The sequence below is a fragment of the Halalkalicoccus tibetensis genome (genome assembly GCF_037996645.1).
Taxonomy (GTDB): domain Archaea; phylum Halobacteriota; class Halobacteria; order Halobacteriales; family Halalkalicoccaceae; genus Halalkalicoccus; species Halalkalicoccus tibetensis.
Map to the genome: position 1 here is coordinate 326278 of NZ_JBBMXV010000003.1, position 17179 is coordinate 343456.

The window sequence follows — 17179 nt, forward strand, 5'->3', positions numbered from 1 at the left end:
GAGAACCACCGACGACGTATGACTCTGAGCGGATCGACCCGTAATCGGGGCGCTTACGGTCCGGTAACCCCCACGAGGGCCGTTTAGCGATGCTCCCGCCTTGAGCGTCGCCCACCGTGATGCCAGTGAACAGCTCTCGTGATTTATCCGATATATAAATAAAGGACAGGGATCGGATAGTACGGATGATGAGAGACACCACTGGCGTCCACCCGGGCCGTCGTTCGTTCCTGCGATCGGTCGGCGCCGGCGCGGCGGCGATCGGCGCGTCCGGCTTCCTGTCGGGAGCGGGTGCCGCCCAGGAAGACGCCGAAGACGACGAACCCGCGGGCTACCTCTCGATCGTCTACGACGACAGCCCCGCCGAGGACTACGAGATGTACCAGGTCCACCGGGAGTACGACGCCCCCGGCTGTACCGCGGCCTGCCCGGGCCTGATGGACTCGAGCGAGAGCTGGCTCACCACCGAGCAGCTCCAGGAGATGCACGAGTTCGGCTGGGAGGTCATGTCCCACACCGTCGACCACCGCGCGCTCGGCGAGGTGCCGATCGAGGCCGACATCGCCGAGGGCGACGACCGGATCTACGCCCAGACCAACAACCAGGGCCGGTTCGAGGGCGACCCGATCGTCGTTATCGGCGAGGACGGCGAGGCCGAGGGCACGGTCGCGGGCAACGGCGAGGACGACACGGGTCTGTACATCGAGCTCGAGGAGCCGATCGGCGAGAGCTTCGCCGCCGACGGGGCGGTCGTCCGGTACACCGACGAGTTCACCGAGGAGATCCTCGCGGACTCACGGACCCAGCTCGAGGAGATGGTCGGCGAGGGACAGGTCACCGGTTTCATCTATCCCTACGAGCGCGACGACGGGTTCGTCGGCGAGGTCATCTCCGACTACTACGACGCCGCGCCGCGGCGCGACGGCGCCGGCGGGCTCAACTCCGAGCACGACCCCGACCCCCACGAGCTCTCACGGCGATATATGGAGACCGACCACATGGACGAAGCCGACATCGAGCAGTTCCTCGACAACGTCGCGAACGAGCCCGACTACGGGATCCTCGCGGGTCACAGCCAGTACGAGACCATGCCGCCCGAGCGACTCGAGTTCGTCCTCGAAGAGGCCCAACGGCGCGACATCGAGGTCGTCACGATCCAGGAGGCGCTCGACGTCTTCGGCGTCGTCGACGCGCCCGAAGAGGCCGAGGAAGGGGAGGAGGCGGACGACGATCCCGGGGACGAAAACGGCGGGGACGGGGCGGGCGACGACGACTCCGAGGGACTGATCGCCCGGATCCTCTCGTTCTTCCGGTCGCTGTTCGACTGAACCCACGACGATACCTCTCCCTACATATTTATTTTAATACGAAAATCGAATAGTAAATTACGGAGCAGCCCATAGGTCGATCCGGCGAGAGACGGTGACCAGCAACACAGATCGAGCACAGCGGGTCGTCGATACCGTCGACCTCATCTCGAAGAAATGGCATCCGGTGATCATCCACCGGCTCCTAGAGGACGGGCCGCTGCGGTTCAACGAGCTCAAGGAGCGCATCGAAGGCATCTCCGCGAAGGTCCTCACCGACAGCCTGGAGGACCTCACGGGGAACGAACTGGTACGGCGGACGGTGGTGAGCGAGTCGCCACTGCGCGTCGAGTACGAGCTCACCGACACGGGTCGGGAGTTACAGGGCGCGCTCGAGGCGCTTGCCCAGTGGGGCGATCAGTATCTCGACCCGGATCCGGATCCCGTCGTCCTGATCGTCGACGACGATCCCCGGCTCGTGAACATGCACGCGAGCTGGCTCGAGGCGGACCACACCGTCGAGCGGGCCTACGACGGCGAGGAGGCGTTCCGGCGGCTCGACGACTCGGTCGACGTCGTCCTGCTCGATCGCCGGATGCCCGGGGTGTCTGGCGAGGACGTCCTCGCGCGGGTCCGCGAGTGGAACCTCGACTGTGGCGTGGTGATGCTCTCGGCCGTCGAACCGGACTTCGACATCGTCGACATGGGATTCGACGCCTACGTCGCCAAACCGGCCTCCCGGGAGGACGTCCGCGAGACGGTCACCGACGTCCTCGCTCGCGAGGTCCACGACGAACCCCTCCGTCGATATCTGGCGCTCGCGGCCAAGGAGTCGATCCTTCGAAGCGAGAAGTCGGCGACCGAGCTTGAGGCCAGCGAGGACTATGATCGGCTCGAATCCCGTCTTCGGGAGCTCGAGTCCCGGCTCGACGATCCCACCGACGCGGCCGACGACGAGCGCCTCCAGGCCATCGTCGGCAACGACGCCTGATACGTGGCCGCCGATCGAATACGTCTCAACGAAATTATAAATATTTTTACTATCTACTACCTGCAATATAGTGGCGACGAATGAACTCCCCCGCCCTTTCCCCTCCAGCCGCGCCGGAACCGATCGGTCGTGATACCCACGCCGTGTCCCTCTGCACGGCCTGCGGTTCGACCGAAGCTCCTAGCATCGACTTCGCGCCATGACCGCTCCCCCTTCCTTCGAGTCGGTGCTCCTGATCGAGGACAACCTCGGCGACGCCCGCCTCATCGAGGAGATGCTACGCGAGGACCGTGAGGATCCGCCGGTCGAGTTCAGACACGCCCGGTCGCTCGAAGCGGGGCTCGATGCGCTCTCGAGCGAGGAACCCGACGTGCTCCTGCTCGACCTCCGGCTCCCCGACAGCACCGGGCTCGAAACCCTCGAAACCGTCCTCGATCGCACCGCGACGGTGCCCGTGATCGTCCTGACCGGGATGCCCGAGGCGCGACTCGGGATGGAAGCGGTCTCGCACGGCGCACAGGACTACCTGGTGAAGGACGACGTCACCCCGGAGGTGCTCACGCGCGCGATCAGATACGCCATCGAGCGAAAGAAGACCGAACGGGAACTCAGAACACGCACGCGCGAGCTCGCCATCCTCAACCAGCTCACCCGCCACGACATCAGGAACGACATCAGCCTCGTCGTCGGTCGGGCCCGTGAGGTCACCGAGTACGTCGAGCCCCGCGGACAGGACGCCGTCGACGAGATCATCCAATCGAGCAACCACATCCTCCAGCTCACCCGTACGGTGGGCGATATCGTCGAGACGGTGACCGACGACGAGGAGGTCGAACTCCATCCCGTCGTCCTCTCGCAGGTGCTCGCGACCGAGGTCGAGAAGGCCCAGGGGTTGTATCGCGACGTCGAACTCTCGATCGAGGGCGAGGTCGCGGGGCTGCGGGTACGTGCGAACGATCTGCTCTCGTCGGTCGTGGGCAACCTCATCAGCAACGCCATCTTCTACAACGACAAGGACGTTCCCGTGGTGACGATCTCGGCCGAAGCGACCGACGAAACGGTCCTCGTTCGGGTCGCGGACAACGGTCCCGGCATCCCCGACCGACGGAAGGAACGCATCTTCGCCGAGGGCGAACAGGGGGCGGCGAGTTCAGGAATGGGGATCGGCCTCTCGCTGGTCGACCGGCTCGTCACCCAGTACGACGGCACGATATGGGTCGAGGACAACGATCCGGAGGGATCGGTCTTTTGCGTCGAGCTCGACCGGGTGTAGTAGCTTACCGCACCGATAATAAGGATCGGCTCCCGAGAACTACGGAACCAATGACCGACCGACGCGACATCCGTGACGACCATGTCTGAGCGACTCGACGTCGCCTTCGTTCCCGCGGAGTGCCCGGGCAGCGACGGCACCGGCGCGACCCATAGCTCGACGATTTACATCGAGCGCCTCTCGCGGCGTCACGACCTGACGGTGTATGTCTCCTCGCAGATGGACGCCGACGACGCGACCCTCCCCGCGCAGGACCGCGTCGAGTACGTGCTCCACGACGACCTCCCGAAGCTTCCCCATCCGATCTTCACGAAGATGGATGCCCTGCACGAGGAGAGCGCGGCCCTCGAGGGCCACGACCTGGTCCACTCTTACTCCTCGGCGTTCATCCCCGTGCTCGCCGAACTCGAGATCCCGACGCTCGTCACGCTCAACTCCTATCTCCCCGTCTGTCCGAAGGCGGACATGCTCTATCACGGGGAGCGAAAGTGCTCGGGCCCCGGCCCGCTGAAGTGTGCGGCCTGCGTCCCGACGACCGCCTTCAAGCGCCGCCAGGGGATCGAGGCCGAGCTCCGCCAGGGCTACGTCTCGATGGGCCAGATCCCGTTCGTCCGCTCCTCGATGAACCACGCCGACGGGATCACGGCGTACCACGCCCTCTCGCCCCATCTGAAGGACGACTACGCGGACCTGGGCTTTCCCGAGGACTCGATCACGGTCGTCCCCCACTTCTACGACGAGGAGTTCCACCGCCCGCGTCCCGAGCCGACGGAGCTCACCGAGCCGATCTCGGCGCTGTACGTCGGTGCGCTCCAGGACATCAAGGGCGTCGAGACGCTCGTCCGTGCCCTCGCGCTGCTCCGCCGAAACGACCGGGACGTCGAGCTGCGGATCGCGGGTCGCGGTCCCCTCGAGGACACGCTACGCGAGCTGGCGGCCGACCTCGGGGTCGAGGACGCGATCACCTGGCTCGGCTACGTCGATCACGGCGAGCTGCCGGACCTCTATCGCTCCTCGGACGTGTTCGTCTATCCCGGCGTCATCGACGAGCCGTTCGGCCGGGTCATGCTCGAGGCGCTGGCGACCCACACCCCGATCGTGAGCGCCGACGTCGGCAGCATGGACTACATCGTCGGGCCGGCGGGGACGCTCTTCGAACCCGGGAACCCCGAATCGCTCGCCGAAGCCTTCGAGACGCTCCGGAGCGATTACGCCGCTCACCGCGAGGCCGTCTCGCACCAGCTCAAACGGTTCGAACCCGAGACGGTGATCGATTCGTTCTCCTCGCTGTATGCCGGCGTCGTGGACTCCACGTAGACCCGTCCGCGATAGCCCTGGCTCGCGGCCGTAGATACTGCTCGGCCAGTCAGATAGCTATCGCTCGAACGGTTGGCGCTCAAAAAACCGTGATGATCGGAAGTACCGACGTCTAAGGCGTGTCTTCTTCGTCGTCCGCGGCCGGGTCGTCCTCGTCGTCGCCGAGGCCGTCTTCCTCGTCGTCCGCGGCCGGGTCGTCCTCGTCGTCTTCGAGGCCGTCTTCCTCGTCGTCCGCGGCCGGGTCGTCCTCGTCGTCTTCGAGGCCGTCTTCCTCGTCGTCCGCGGCCGGGTCGTCTTCCATGTCGTCCTCGGCCGGATCGTCCTCAGCCGGGTCGTCCTCGGCCGGATCGTCCTCAGCCGGGTCGTCCTCGGCTGGGTCGTCCTCAGCCGGGTCGTCCTCGGCTGGGTCGTCCTCGGCCGGGTCGTCTTCCATGTCGTCCTCGGCCGGATCGTCCTCGGCCGGGTCGTCCTCGGCAGGATCCTCCTCGTCGCCTGCGGGATCCTCTTCTTCTTCTTCGCCTTCGTCGGTACATCCTGCAAGCGCGAAGACGCTCGCCGCGCCTGCTGCTTCAACGAATCGCCGTCTGCTGAGTTTTTTCTGCATTGGCTAACCCCCGTCGTTCCCTATAGGCTCGACGGGGTTTACTATACTTACTCTAAACCTTCCCGCCGATTTGAACCGGGCCTAGCTGGTTGAAAGCCTGTGAAAGAGTCTGAAAACCTCCGAATCACTTCGCGGCCGGTATATCGGTTGTGCGGCGGTTTGAGGCCTTCTACTGCCGATGAACGATTCGGCAAGCCGTATAAAACACACTTTAATCTGATGTTTTACTGAGAGTATATAAAAAAGGCCATTAGGGAGGGGGGGTTATGGGTGGACGGAGACGTATGACTCGCCCATCGCCTCGCAGTCCTTCCCGTACCCACGCCAATCCTACTCATGGGTGAGCAGGGATACCGTGTTTCCTCCCGGCTGTTCGTCGCGTTCGCCGTCCTGATCGTCCTCGGGGTCGGCACCGCCATCGCGGTTCCGATCGCGGACGACCCCAACGACGCGAGCGGCGCGACGACCGGGAACGGTGATGCTCCCGGGTTCCACGGGACCGAGATCGCCGGCGACGGCTACATCGACGACCAGGAGGCCCTGGTCTCGGATCATCCCGGCCCGGCCTACGTCTGGAGCACGGAGCCGACGACAGTGAACACCACCCTCGGGAGCGGGGCGGCCAACGAGGAGTCCGCCGTGTGCGGCGAGGTGACCGATACTGACGGCGAAGCACTTTCGGATCTCGGCTGTCAGTCCGTTACACCCACCGGCGACGGAAGCAGCGTCGAGTTCGACATCGACGAATGGCCCGACGGGTACCAGGGAGGCGCCTGGATCACGCTCGAGCTTCGGACCGACGACGGGGAGATGGAGTACTACGAGACCGTTCCCGTAACCGTGATCCACCCCGAGGGGGACTTATCGGGCGACAGGTTGACCAACGCCGACGAGGTCCGTTACGGAACCGACTTCACGGTCCCCGACACGACCGGCAACGGACTCACCGACTGGGAGGAGGTCGCCGTTCACGGGACGGATCCGCTCGCGACCGACACCAGCGGCGATGGCGTCGGCGACGCGACGGCCGTCCGTCTCGGCCTCGACCCGACGATCCCGTACCTCCCGTACGTCTACGTCGGCGCCGGCCTGCTCGTCGTCCTCCTCGTCGTCGCGGGCGGAGGGGCGCTGGGCTGGCACTTCATGCGGCGATACACCGGCAGCGAGGGGGGAGACGGGCAGGCCGAACCGACGACGACCGACGACGAACCGGCGGGGGCGGGGTCCGCGAACGATCCTCCCACCACACCGCCCCCCGTCGACCCTCCCACGGAGCCGGATCCCGACGGCGACGGCCCGCCGCTGACCAAGGAGGAGGAGATCTGTCGGATACTCGACGAACACGACGGTCGGATGAAACAGTCACGGCTCGTCGATCACACGGAGTGGTCCCAGGCGACCGTCAGCCGCCTGCTCACGAAGCTCGAACAGGAGGGGACGGTCACGAAGCTCAGATCCGGTCGGGAGAACATCGTCGAGCTCCGCGGTGTGGAGTCCGAGTCACCCGACGTGTAACCCCCTTCGATCAGTCGGTGAAGGCGAGCCGCGTGGTCTGATCGGCGTCCTCGGGTGACGGGTCGTCTGGCGCGTCACCCTCGTAGAGCAGGACCCAGACGTAGACGTCGTTGTCGGTCGTCGGGCCGATGTCATAGCCGATCTGCTCGGTCTCACCGTCCTCGACTGTCGTCTCGAACCGATCGAGCTCCGTCTCGCTTTCGACGCCTTCGACGTCCTGACCGTCGTCGCTCAGCACGACTTCCTGCTGGTAGACGACCGCGGTGTAGCTCTGTGTCTCACCCTCGTGGTTCTCGATCCCGACGGTGATCGGCGCAGTTTCGCCGCCCGAAAGGTCGGTCGGCAGGTCCGTCGTGGTCAGCTCGCCCTCCTCGTTCTCCGAGAGCAGGTAGAGCTCGGTGTGGGGTTCCTCGGCGGGCAACGACGGGGCCGCGAAGGCCATGTACGCCCCGCCGGCCACCAGCGCCAGGAGGCTGAAGACGAGGAAGACGTTCAACAGGACGTGTCGCTGGTTCTCCGGCTCGAACGGGGCGGGCGTCTCGCCACGGCGCCGTTGGTGGACCGTGAACAGACCCGCTACGGTGCCGACGGCGCGTCCCCCAACCCCATAGCGATCCTCGGGGGGCCGCCTGGCACGCCGCAGCAGCCCGATCAGGGAGAACAGGACCGTCCATGCCACGGTGGCGACGGCGATCGGCAGCAGGGTGACGCCGTACGGCGAGAAGTTCGCGACGTACGCGATCGAGGGAACGATCGCGAGGCTCAGCGCGACGGACAGGGCGATCCGCTCGAGCGTCCCGAAGCCGGCCCCGTCCTCGGTGGGTGGGTCCGGGAAGAGGGCGCTCACGAACGCGTATCCGGGTAGCAACACCACGAGCGGGAGGGCGAGCGCGACGCGGACCGGGGCGATAGTCACGTCGACTATCAGGATCCCGACCGCGGCGAGGGCACTGAAGAGGATGGTTAGCAGGAGGTCTCCCATCCACTGGTGGGCTCTCATTTCCCCGGGCTACGCGAGGTACGTTGAAAAACCCCCCGACCGTTCGTCGGAACAGGGGGGTGCTCGCCACGCTCTACCGGTAACACCAGTGACACGCCGCCCACTGTCGTTTTCGCGCCGGTTATCCGCCGCTGTCGGCGGTTAACACGTTTATAACAAAGGCGCCACCTTTCGTAAATCGAGGTGAGAACGGGCTCCGACCCGCTTACCGTCTACCATGCAACTGACATTACACTACCCTGTCCGGCCCCACGCGACGCTCGGAACCGGTCCCCTCGACGCCACCCTGCCCGGAGGGACCCGATGATCCCCATCGCGAACCCCGACATCGGCGCGGGGGAGCAGGAAGCCGTCGAGGAGGTCCTCGAATCGGGTTATATCGCCAGCGGCGACGTCGTCTCCGAGTTCGAATCCGAGTTCGCCGACTTCTGTGGCGCCGATCGCGGCGTCGCGACCGCGAACGGGACCGCCGCCCTCCATGCGGCCTGCGAGGCCCTCGACGTCAGGGGGAAGGCGGTGATCACCACTCCCTTCTCGTTCGTCGCGACCGCGAACTCGATCCGGCTGGCCGGCGGCGAGCCGGTGTTCGCCGACGTCGACCCCGAAACGTACAACCTCGACCCCGATGCCGTCGAGACCGTCCTCCGCGAGCGCGAGGACGTCGCGGCTGTCATGCCGGTCCACCTCTACGGGCTGCCCGCGGACATGGAGCGGTTCGTCGAGCTCTCGGAGGAGTACGACGTCGCGCTTATCGAGGACGCCGCACAGGCCCACGGCGCGACAGTCGGCGACCGGCCCGTGGGTTCGATCGGCGATGTCGCCTGCTTCTCGTTCTACCCGACGAAGAACATGACGACCGGCGAGGGGGGGATGGTGACGACGAACGACCCCGAGATCGAGGCGGGGGTCCGACAGTACATCAACCACGGCCGCGACGGGAGTGCCCAGTACGCCCACCCGGAGATCGGGCACAACCTGCGGCTGACGAACATCGCCGCGGCGCTCGGGCGCGTTCAGCTCGATCGCCTCCCCGCGTTCACTGAGGCCCGCCGGGAGAACGCCCGCCGCCTGACCGAGGGGCTGGCCGACGCGGACGTCGAGACGCCGACGGTCCCCGACGACCGCACCCACGTCTACCACCAGTACACGATCCGAAGCGACGACCGCGAGGCCCTCAAGGACGGTCTCGAGGAGCAGGGCGTCGGCAGCAAGGTCTACTACCCGACCTGTCTCCACGAGCTCGAGGCCTACGAGGGCTACAGTGCGGAGGTCCCCCACGCGAAACGCGCGACCGAGGAGGTGCTCTCGCTGCCGGTCCATCCGAACCTCTCGTCGGACGATGTCGATCGGATCGTTGAAGCGGTCACGAACCAAGGGGTGAAACATGTCTGAACGGCCACCCGTCCGTGTGGGCGTCATCGGCGTCGGCAGCATGGGCCAGAACCACGTCCGCGTCTTCCGGGAGCTGCCCGAAACGGAGCTCGTCGGGATCTACGACGCGGACCGGGAGCAGGCCGCGTCGGTCGCGGACGCCTTCGGCGTCGACGTCCTCGATCTCGACGACCTGCTGGACGCGGTCGACGCGGTCTCGATCGCGGTCCCGACCCAGTATCACTACGATACCGCCCGGGAGTGTATCGACGCTGGCGTCGGTGTCCTGATCGAAAAGCCGATCGTCGAGGACCTGGACAACGGCCGGCAGCTGATCGAGTTCGCGGACCAGCGCGACGTCACCCTCCAGGTCGGCCACATCGAGCGGTTCAACCCGGCCGTAATGACGCTGATGGAGCTGCTCGACGACCTCGACATCATCGCGATCGAGGCCAAACGCCTCGGACCACCGCTCGACCGGGAGATCGCCGACACGGCAGTGATGGACCTGATGATCCACGACATCGACATCATGCTCTCGATATTCGGCGAGGAGGCCGAGGACGTCCATGCCGCGGGCACGCGGGGATCGGACTACGCGACGGCGACGATCCAGACCCCCTCGGGACGGATCGGCCAGCTCACCGCGAGCCGCGTCACCCAGCAGAAGGTCCGCGAGCTGACCATCACCGCCGAGAAGTGTCGCGTCATCGTTGACTACATCGACCAGTCGATCGAGATAACCCGCCAGTCGCTGCCGGAGTACGCCAAACAGGACGGCTTCCGGTACCGCCACGAGAACATCGTCGAACAGGTGCTCGTCGAGCGCCGCGAGCCCCTGAAGAACGAGCTCTCGGCGTTCGCCGAGGCGGTCAGAACGGGCTCGGAGCCGGTCGTTACCGGCGAGGACGGGCTCCGCGCGCTCTCGCTGGCCCGCGAGATCGACGCGCTCGCGGGACGCGAGCGGAGCGCGCCGACCGACGCCGTCTGAGCCCCGTTATGGATACCATAGTAAACAGTCCGAGGAGCGACAGTCTCCTATAGCCCCCGCGCGAACGAACCGATGACTTACATGCCCACGACAGCGATCCCCCAGCCCACGGAGGTCCCCGGATGACCGAGCCGCGCCGAGAACTCGGCGAGGACTGTGTCATCGACGATCCCGACTCGGTCGGCTACCTCCACGACGAGTCGGCCGACCCCGCAGTGATCGGCGATCGAGCCCGCATCCGCAAGGGAACGATCGTCTACGCGGACGTCGAGATCGGCGACGACTTCACGACGGGCCACAACGCCCTCGTGCGCGAGGACACGACGATCGGCGACAGCGTGATCGTCGGCACGGACACCGTGATCGACGGGACCACCGAGATCGGCTCGCACGTCAGTCTCCAGACGGGCGTCTACGTTCCGACGGACACGACGATCGGCTCGAACGTCTTCGTCGGTCCGCGGGCGGTGATGACGAACGATCACTACCCCGTTCGCCAGGACGAACCGCTCGAAGGGCCGACCATCGAGGACGGCGTCTCCGTCGGCGCGAACGCGACAATCCTCCCCGGCGTGCGCGTCGGTGCGGGCTCGTTCGTCGCCGCCGGCGCGACCGTCACCGAGGACGTACCCCCACACACCCTCGCGCTCGGCACGCCGGCGCGACACCGCGACCTTCCCGATTCGTTGACGGGGGAGAACCTACTCAATGAGTGATAGCACATCACAGGGCGCTCCGGCGCTCTACGGCTCGGACGTATCGACCGACGAACAACGGGACGCGCTGACCGGCGGCGAGGTCCCGATCGCGGTCTACGGCCTCGGCAAGATGGGACTGCCGCTGGCCTCGGTCTACGCCGACGTGACGGGCAACGTCACCGGCGTCGACGTCGACCCCGCGGTCGTCGAGTCGATCTCGGCCGGCGAGAACCACATCGTCGGCGAGCCCGGGCTCTCCGACCTCGTCGAGGAGGTCGTCGACCGGGGCGCGCTCTCGGCGACGACCGAAGGCTCCACGGCCGCCGCCGACGCCCGGGTCCACGTCGTGATCGTCCCGACGCTGGTCGACGAGGACAGCAAACCGGACCTCTCGGTGGTCGAATCGGTGATGGCGGACGTCGCCGCGGGGCTTTCGGCGGGCGATCAGGTGATCCTCGAATCGACCGTCCCGCCGCGGACCTGCCGCGACGTCGTCGCGCCGACCCTCGCCGCAGAAAGCGGGCTCGATCGTGAGGAGTTCGGCGTCGCGTTCTGTCCCGAACGGACTTCGAGCGGGCGCGCGCTCGAGGACATCCGTGGCGCCTACCCGAAGATCGTCGGCGGGATCGACGACGAGAGCACCCGAGTCGCGGAGCTGCTCTACGGAGAGATCAGCTCGAACGAGATCGTTCCCGTCGCCGACGCCACGACGGCGGAGGCGGTCAAGGTGTTCGAGGGGGTCTATCGCGACGTCAACATCGCGCTCGCCAACGAGCTCACGAAACACGCAGAAGAGCTCGAGATCAGCGTGCTCGAGGCGATCGAGGCGGCCAACACCCAACCGTTCTGTGACCTCCACATCCCGGGCGCGGGCGTCGGAGGCCACTGCATCCCCTACTACCCGCACTTCCTGATCCAGATGTTCAACGCGGACTCGCGGCTGATGGAGCTCTCCCGGGAGATCAACGACACGATGCCGACCTACACCGCGGAGCTCGCCCTCTCGGGGCTGGCGAAACACGGAAAGGAGTCGGCGGGAAGCGACGTGCTCGTGCTCGGGTTGACCTACCGCGCGGGCGTCGACGAGCTGCGCGCGACGCCGGCAATGGGCGTGATCGAGCGCCTCGCGGGTGCGGGCGCGGACGTCACGGCGGTCGACCCGATCACGGACACGACGGAACCGTTCGAGGACGCCGGCGCGAACGTCGTCTCGCTCGACGACGTACGCGAAGGGAGCTACGACGCGGTCGTACTGGTGACCGCACAGGAGGCGTTCGAGGACCTCGAGATACCTGCCCTGGCGGCCGACGACCCGTTGGTGGTCGTCGACGGCCGGCAGGCCCTGACGGAGCTACAGAATGAACACGGAATCTACTACAGAGGGATCGGTATCAATGCCTGAACCGAACGGAGACACGGTCTGTATCGTTGGCCTCGGCTACGTCGGCCTACCGCTCGCGAACGCCTTCGACGAGGAGGGCCTCGACGTGATCGGCTTCGACGTCGACGAGGAGAAGGTAGCGGAGCTCGCCGCGGGGCGCGACCCGACCCATGAGATCGGCGACGAGGCGGTCTCGAAGGGCGGGATCGAGTTCACGACGGACCCGACCCCGATGGAACGTGCCGACTACGTCATCATCACCGTCCCGACGCCGGTCGACAGCATGAAGAACCCGAACCTCGAGTTCGTCGAGAGCGCGGGCCGGTCCGTCGGCCAGCAGCTCTCGGCCGGAACGACCGTCGTTCTCGAGTCGACGGTCTACCCGGGCGTCACCCGTGACCGTCTCGGGCCGGCCATCGAGGCTGCCTCGGGGCTGACCCAGGGCGAGGAGTTCCACCTGGGCTACTCGCCCGAACGCCTCGCACCGGGGACGGACAAGAGCCTGCGCGAGGTCAAGAAGATCGTCAGCGGCGACACCGAGGAGACGCTTGCGGACCTCGCGGCGCTCTACGGCACCGTCATCGACGCCGGGCTCTATCACGCCGAGACCATCGAGGCCGCGGAGGCGGCGAAAGTGATCGAGAACGTCCAGCGCGACGTGAACATCGCCGTGGTCAACGAACTCGCGCTGATCTGTGACCACATGGGCCTCGACACCCAGGAAGTGATCGACGCGGCGTCCTCGAAGTGGAACTTCCATCCCTACGAGCCCGGCCTCGTCGGCGGCCACTGTATCCCCGTCGACCCGCTGTTCCTGGTGCATGGCTCCGAGCGTGCGGGATACTCGCCGAAGCTCATCCTCCAGGCCCGCGAGGTCAACGAGTACATGCCCAAACACACCGCCGAACTCACCCTGAAGGCGCTCAACCAGTCGGGCAAGGTCCTCCAGGACAGCCGGCTGGTCGTGCTCGGGCTCGCGTACAAGCCGAACGTCGGCGACCTCCGGACCTCCGAGATCGGCGGCGTCATCACGACGCTCGCCGAGTACGGCATCGAGTGCGACGGCTATGACCCGCTGGCGCCCGACGAGAAGATCCGCGAGTCGTTCGGGATCAACCCGCTCTCGGGGATGGAGTTCGACGGTGCCGACGGGATCGTGCTGGCGACGCCACACGACGCGGTCCTCGAGGAGTTCGACCTCGAGGCCGCGGCCGAGCAGCTCGCCGATGACCCCGTGCTGGTCGACGTGAAGGGCGTGCTGGACGAGGCGGAGGCCCAGGAGGCCGGCTATGCCTACCGCAAGCTCTGAACGCGAGCGTCTGCTCATCGCGATCCAGCACCCGGCACACGTCCACTTCTATAAGCACGCGATCCGCGAGCTCGAGGGCGACTACGAGGTCTCGATCGTGGTGCGCGACTCGGAGGTCGCGACCGATCTGCTCGACGCCTACGGCTTCGAGTACGACGTGATCGGGCGATCCGCATCGGGCCTCAGGCTGCTGGCCGCCCAGGCGCTCTACGAGGCGAAGATGCTTCGTCACGCCCGCGAGTTCGAACCCACCGTGATGACCGCCATCGGCGGCTCCGCGGTCTCCCACGTCGCCCGCGCGGTCGGCGCGAAGAGCGTCGTGTTCACCGACACCGAGCATGCGGCGCTAACGAACAAGCTGATGGCGCCGTTCGCCGACGAGATCTGGACGCCCGAGTGTTTCCACGAGGAGTTCGGCGAGAAACAGGTGCGGTATCCGGGCTATCACGAGCTCGCCTACCTCCACTCCGACCGCTTCTCGCCGGACGGATCGATCCGCGAGGCGGTCGGCCTCGCGTCCGACGAGGAGTTCGTCGTCCTCCGGCTCGTCTCCTGGGACGCCTCCCACGACGCCGGCGCGGGCGGGATCGACGACGTCGGCGACGTGGTCGATCGACTCGAAGCCACCGGCACAACCGTGCTGATCACCGCCGAGGGCGACCTCCCCGCACGCGTTCGCGACCGACGAGTGGACATCGAGCCCCACAGGATGCACGACCTGCTCGCGGAGGCCTCGCTGTTCGTCGGCGAGGGCGCGACGATGGCCGCCGAGAGCGCGGTGCTCGGGACGCCCGCGGTCTACGTCAACACCCTTCGGATGGGGTATACCGACGAGATCGAGGCGCGCTACGGTCTCCTCTACAACTGTCAGGGCTCGTTCCGCCACCGGATGGGCCTCGACGTCGCCGAGGCGATCCTCTCGGGCGAGGAGACACGCGACTGGGAGGGCGCACGCGAGCGCCTCCTCGAGGAGAAGGTCGACACGACGAACGTGATCCTGGCGGCCCTCACTGGCGATGGCACCTATTGACGTCCTCCAGCTGGTGACGACCCCACGGTCGTTCTTCGACCAGCAGGTCCGGACCCTCGAGGAACGAGGCGTTCGCTGTACGGTCGTCGAAGTCCCTCGGCCCGAGGGCGGTCGGGGTCCGGAGTCGTTCGCGCGTTTCTACCGGGAAGTGCTTCGCGAGGCCGTTCTCGGCGACTACGACCTCGTTCACGCCAACTACGGGCTGGTCGGTCCGATCGCGCTCGCCCAGCCCGTTCGCCCCGTCGTCCTCTCGATCTGGGGCTCCGAGGTGATGGGCTATTCGAACCGGCTCGATCGGGTCACCCGGTTCGCCGCCCGCCACAGCGACGCGGTGATCGCGCCCTCGAAGGCGGTCTCCCGCGAGCTGGACGTCCCCCATGCGACGATCCCCTTCGGCATCGACACCGAACTGTTCCGGCCGATGGACCGCGAGCGGGCACGCGAGTATCTGGGGTGGGATCCCGACGAGCGGATCGTCCTGTTCCCGTACGACCCCGATCGTGCGGTGAAGAACTACCCTCTCGCGCGTCGCGTCGTCGAGGGGCTTTCGATGAACGCGGAGCTGCGAACGGTCTCGGGACTCGACTACGAGGAGATGCCGTACGTGATGAACGCGAGCGACGCGCTGCTCGTGACCTCCGAGCGCGAGAGCGGCCCGATGGTCGCCAAGGAGGCCGTCTCGTGCGGTTTACCAGTCGTTTCGACCGACGTCGGGTTCGTCAGCGACGTCCTCTCGGGCGTTTCGAACTGTTTCACGGGCCGATCGGAGAGGTCTCTCATCGATTCCCTCGAATACGTGCTTGAGAGCGGCCAGAGAGCCGAACCAAGCGATGCAACCGGTGGCTTAGGGCTGGATGAAATGGCGGACGATATCCTTACCCTCTACACAACCACCCTCAGGTTCTGATCCGTCTTCGCGAAAATACAATTCATACCCCAGCACAAGAATCGGGCCCTTATAGTATAATTAAGACGATACCTTCGGCCGGTGAAATCAGCTAATACGACTGGATAGTCCCATAGAGGCACTACGAGTCGATCTATCTCCGGAGGTGAAGCCAGTTTTGGAACCCGTTTATCCCATTCGTTTCGATATACTTCCGGGCGGAGCGGATCGAGAAAAACGATTCGGAACGATTCAAAACTACGTGGAACAACAGCCGGTTTATTATGCCTTGGCCGATAAGAGGGACGTGTCGAAATGATGTCGACCGTCAATGCGGAGCAGTCTCCGAACGGAGCCGGAGTTTCGGAGGTTGCTTCCCCTGAACACTCTCTCTCGAAGGACGACACCTTCCATATTCTCCAGAACGAACGTCGTCGCCGCGTGCTGCAGTACCTCTCCGACACGAAGGGTCCTGTGGACATGCGTGATATCGCGGAACAGGTCGCAGCGTGGGAGCACGATACTACTGTCCAACAGCTCACGTCGGATCAGCGCCAGCGGGTGTATATCGCGCTGTATCAGTCCCACCTGCCGAAGCTCGCCGACTTCGATCTCATAACTTACAATCGAAGTCGGGGGGTAGTGGAACGGACGCCCGTTGCCGATCAGGTGACCCAGTACCTGCGCGAGCCCGACGATCGCTCGGACGAGGGCTCCATCGGGGAAGTCGAGTGGACACGGTACTACGGCGGCGCAACGGCCGTCAGTATCTGTCTCATCGTGGTCGCATGGCTCAGTTCGCTCCCTGTCTCGGGGATCGTGCTCGCTGCCGTGATCACCACCATTTACGTGGTCGTGACGGCGGGACTGATGCGAACCACCGAGAACTGAGGCGGAGACGGTAGAGAATGGCTCTGACCACGCCACGAGCGGGTTCGACGGACGACCGCACCCCGGTTGCCGACCGACGGGTCCGGCCCGGATCGAACGCTTGCACGGGGTCGTCGGCTCGCGCCTACGCCGGCATCGGGATCGGGATCTCGGTACTGCAGTTCGACTTCGGCGCCGACTGTATGGTCGCCTTGATGGTCGGACTCCTGGGTGGGATGCTGGCGGGTATGGCGCTGACACAGTTTCACGAACCCGACGACCCCGAACCGTTGGCGGCAGCACAAACCCACGCGGCGTCGATGGCGCCGATCGAAACCACTCCACCGGACGAGGCGCTCGAGGACCCGGCGTTGACCGACGAGGAGCGGATCGTTCGCCTGTTGGCGTCGAACAACGGTCGGATGAAACAGACCCGGATCGTCGAGGAGACCGGCTGGTCGAAGGCGAAGGTCAGCCGGCTGCTCTCAGCGATGGCGGAGGACGGCGAGATAACGAAACTGACCGTCGGTAGGGAGAACATCATTTTCCTCGGGTCGCCGGACGGCGTCTACACGCCAAGCGACGGACCGCCGGGGTAGTTCGATCGACGGGGTGGACGATGCCGATCGCGGTCGC

General features: G+C 65.9%; 16 protein-coding genes. 14 read left to right on the forward strand and 2 right to left on the reverse strand.

The features are described 5' to 3' along the window. The first annotated feature begins 188 nt into the window (after positions 1 to 188). The 4 genes from WOA58_RS10190 (at position 189) to WOA58_RS10205 (ending at position 4888) form a co-directional block, all read left to right on the forward strand. On the forward strand, positions 189 to 1328 hold the full coding sequence (locus tag WOA58_RS10190; protein ID WP_340604086.1) for a polysaccharide deacetylase family protein: 1140 nt from the start codon (positions 189 to 191) through the stop codon (positions 1326 to 1328). Between the two features lie 94 nt (positions 1329 to 1422). After that, the gene (locus WOA58_RS10195; protein ID WP_340604087.1) at positions 1423 to 2298 is read left to right on the forward strand and encodes a winged helix-turn-helix transcriptional regulator; all 876 of its coding nucleotides are present in this window, start codon (positions 1423 to 1425) and stop codon (positions 2296 to 2298) included. A gap of 199 nt (positions 2299 to 2497) precedes the next feature. After that, complete coding sequence (locus WOA58_RS10200) at positions 2498 to 3571, forward strand: hybrid sensor histidine kinase/response regulator (protein WP_340604088.1); 1074 nt, start codon at positions 2498 to 2500, stop codon at positions 3569 to 3571. A gap of 81 nt (positions 3572 to 3652) precedes the next feature. Next, entirely contained in the window at positions 3653 to 4888 is a 1236-nt protein-coding gene (locus tag WOA58_RS10205; RefSeq protein WP_340604089.1) for a glycosyltransferase, read from the forward strand. A 112-nt stretch (positions 4889 to 5000) separates the two neighbouring features. Here the strand turns inward: WOA58_RS10205 and WOA58_RS10210 are convergent, their stop codons facing one another. Next, positions 5001 to 5492, reverse strand: coding sequence for a hypothetical protein (locus WOA58_RS10210; protein WP_340604090.1), 492 nt, complete (start codon positions 5490 to 5492; stop codon positions 5001 to 5003). 336 nt (positions 5493 to 5828) lie between these two features. Here WOA58_RS10210 and WOA58_RS10215 point away from each other — a divergent pair, with 336 nt between their 5' ends. Further along, positions 5829 to 7007 carry a helix-turn-helix transcriptional regulator gene (locus WOA58_RS10215; RefSeq protein ID WP_340604091.1) on the forward strand — a complete coding sequence of 393 codons (1179 nt, stop codon included), beginning with the start codon at positions 5829 to 5831 and terminating at the stop codon, positions 7005 to 7007. A 10-nt stretch (positions 7008 to 7017) separates the two neighbouring features. Here the strand turns inward: WOA58_RS10215 and WOA58_RS10220 are convergent, their stop codons facing one another. Continuing rightward, a complete protein-coding gene (locus WOA58_RS10220) occupies positions 7018 to 8007 on the reverse strand; it encodes a DUF1616 domain-containing protein (RefSeq protein ID WP_340604092.1) in 990 nt (329 codons plus the stop codon). 303 nt (positions 8008 to 8310) lie between these two features. Here WOA58_RS10220 and WOA58_RS10225 point away from each other — a divergent pair, with 303 nt between their 5' ends. The 9 genes from WOA58_RS10225 to WOA58_RS19070 all read left to right on the forward strand — a co-directional run bounded on the left by WOA58_RS10225 (position 8311) and on the right by WOA58_RS19070 (position 17142). After that, a complete protein-coding gene (locus WOA58_RS10225) occupies positions 8311 to 9399 on the forward strand; it encodes a DegT/DnrJ/EryC1/StrS family aminotransferase (RefSeq protein WP_340604093.1) in 1089 nt (362 codons plus the stop codon). After that, on the forward strand, positions 9392 to 10369 hold the full coding sequence (locus tag WOA58_RS10230) for a Gfo/Idh/MocA family oxidoreductase (RefSeq protein WP_340604094.1): 978 nt from the start codon (positions 9392 to 9394) through the stop codon (positions 10367 to 10369). Before WOA58_RS10225 ends, WOA58_RS10230 begins: the two co-directional genes overlap by 8 nt. A 122-nt stretch (positions 10370 to 10491) precedes the next feature. Beyond that, positions 10492 to 11085, forward strand: coding sequence for an acyltransferase (locus WOA58_RS10235; protein ID WP_340604095.1), 594 nt, complete (start codon positions 10492 to 10494; stop codon positions 11083 to 11085). Next, on the forward strand, positions 11078 to 12469 hold the full coding sequence (locus WOA58_RS10240; protein WP_340604096.1) for a nucleotide sugar dehydrogenase: 1392 nt from the start codon (positions 11078 to 11080) through the stop codon (positions 12467 to 12469). The genes WOA58_RS10235 and WOA58_RS10240 overlap by 8 nt, the downstream gene beginning before the upstream one ends. Next, entirely contained in the window at positions 12462 to 13757 is a 1296-nt protein-coding gene (locus WOA58_RS10245; RefSeq protein WP_340604097.1) for a nucleotide sugar dehydrogenase, read from the forward strand. The genes WOA58_RS10240 and WOA58_RS10245 overlap by 8 nt, the downstream gene beginning before the upstream one ends. After that, the gene (locus tag WOA58_RS10250; protein ID WP_340604098.1) at positions 13738 to 14787 is read left to right on the forward strand and encodes a DUF354 domain-containing protein; all 1050 of its coding nucleotides are present in this window, start codon (positions 13738 to 13740) and stop codon (positions 14785 to 14787) included. The genes WOA58_RS10245 and WOA58_RS10250 overlap by 20 nt, the downstream gene beginning before the upstream one ends. Continuing rightward, complete coding sequence (locus WOA58_RS10255; protein WP_340604099.1) at positions 14774 to 15694, forward strand: glycosyltransferase; 921 nt, start codon at positions 14774 to 14776, stop codon at positions 15692 to 15694. The genes WOA58_RS10250 and WOA58_RS10255 overlap by 14 nt, the downstream gene beginning before the upstream one ends. A 294-nt stretch (positions 15695 to 15988) precedes the next feature. After that, entirely contained in the window at positions 15989 to 16564 is a 576-nt protein-coding gene (locus tag WOA58_RS10260; RefSeq protein ID WP_340604100.1) for a DUF7344 domain-containing protein, read from the forward strand. A gap of 17 nt (positions 16565 to 16581) precedes the next feature. Beyond that, positions 16582 to 17142 carry a helix-turn-helix transcriptional regulator gene (locus WOA58_RS19070; RefSeq protein ID WP_390220879.1) on the forward strand — a complete coding sequence of 187 codons (561 nt, stop codon included), beginning with the start codon at positions 16582 to 16584 and terminating at the stop codon, positions 17140 to 17142. Positions 17143 to 17179: the final 37 nt, after the last annotated feature.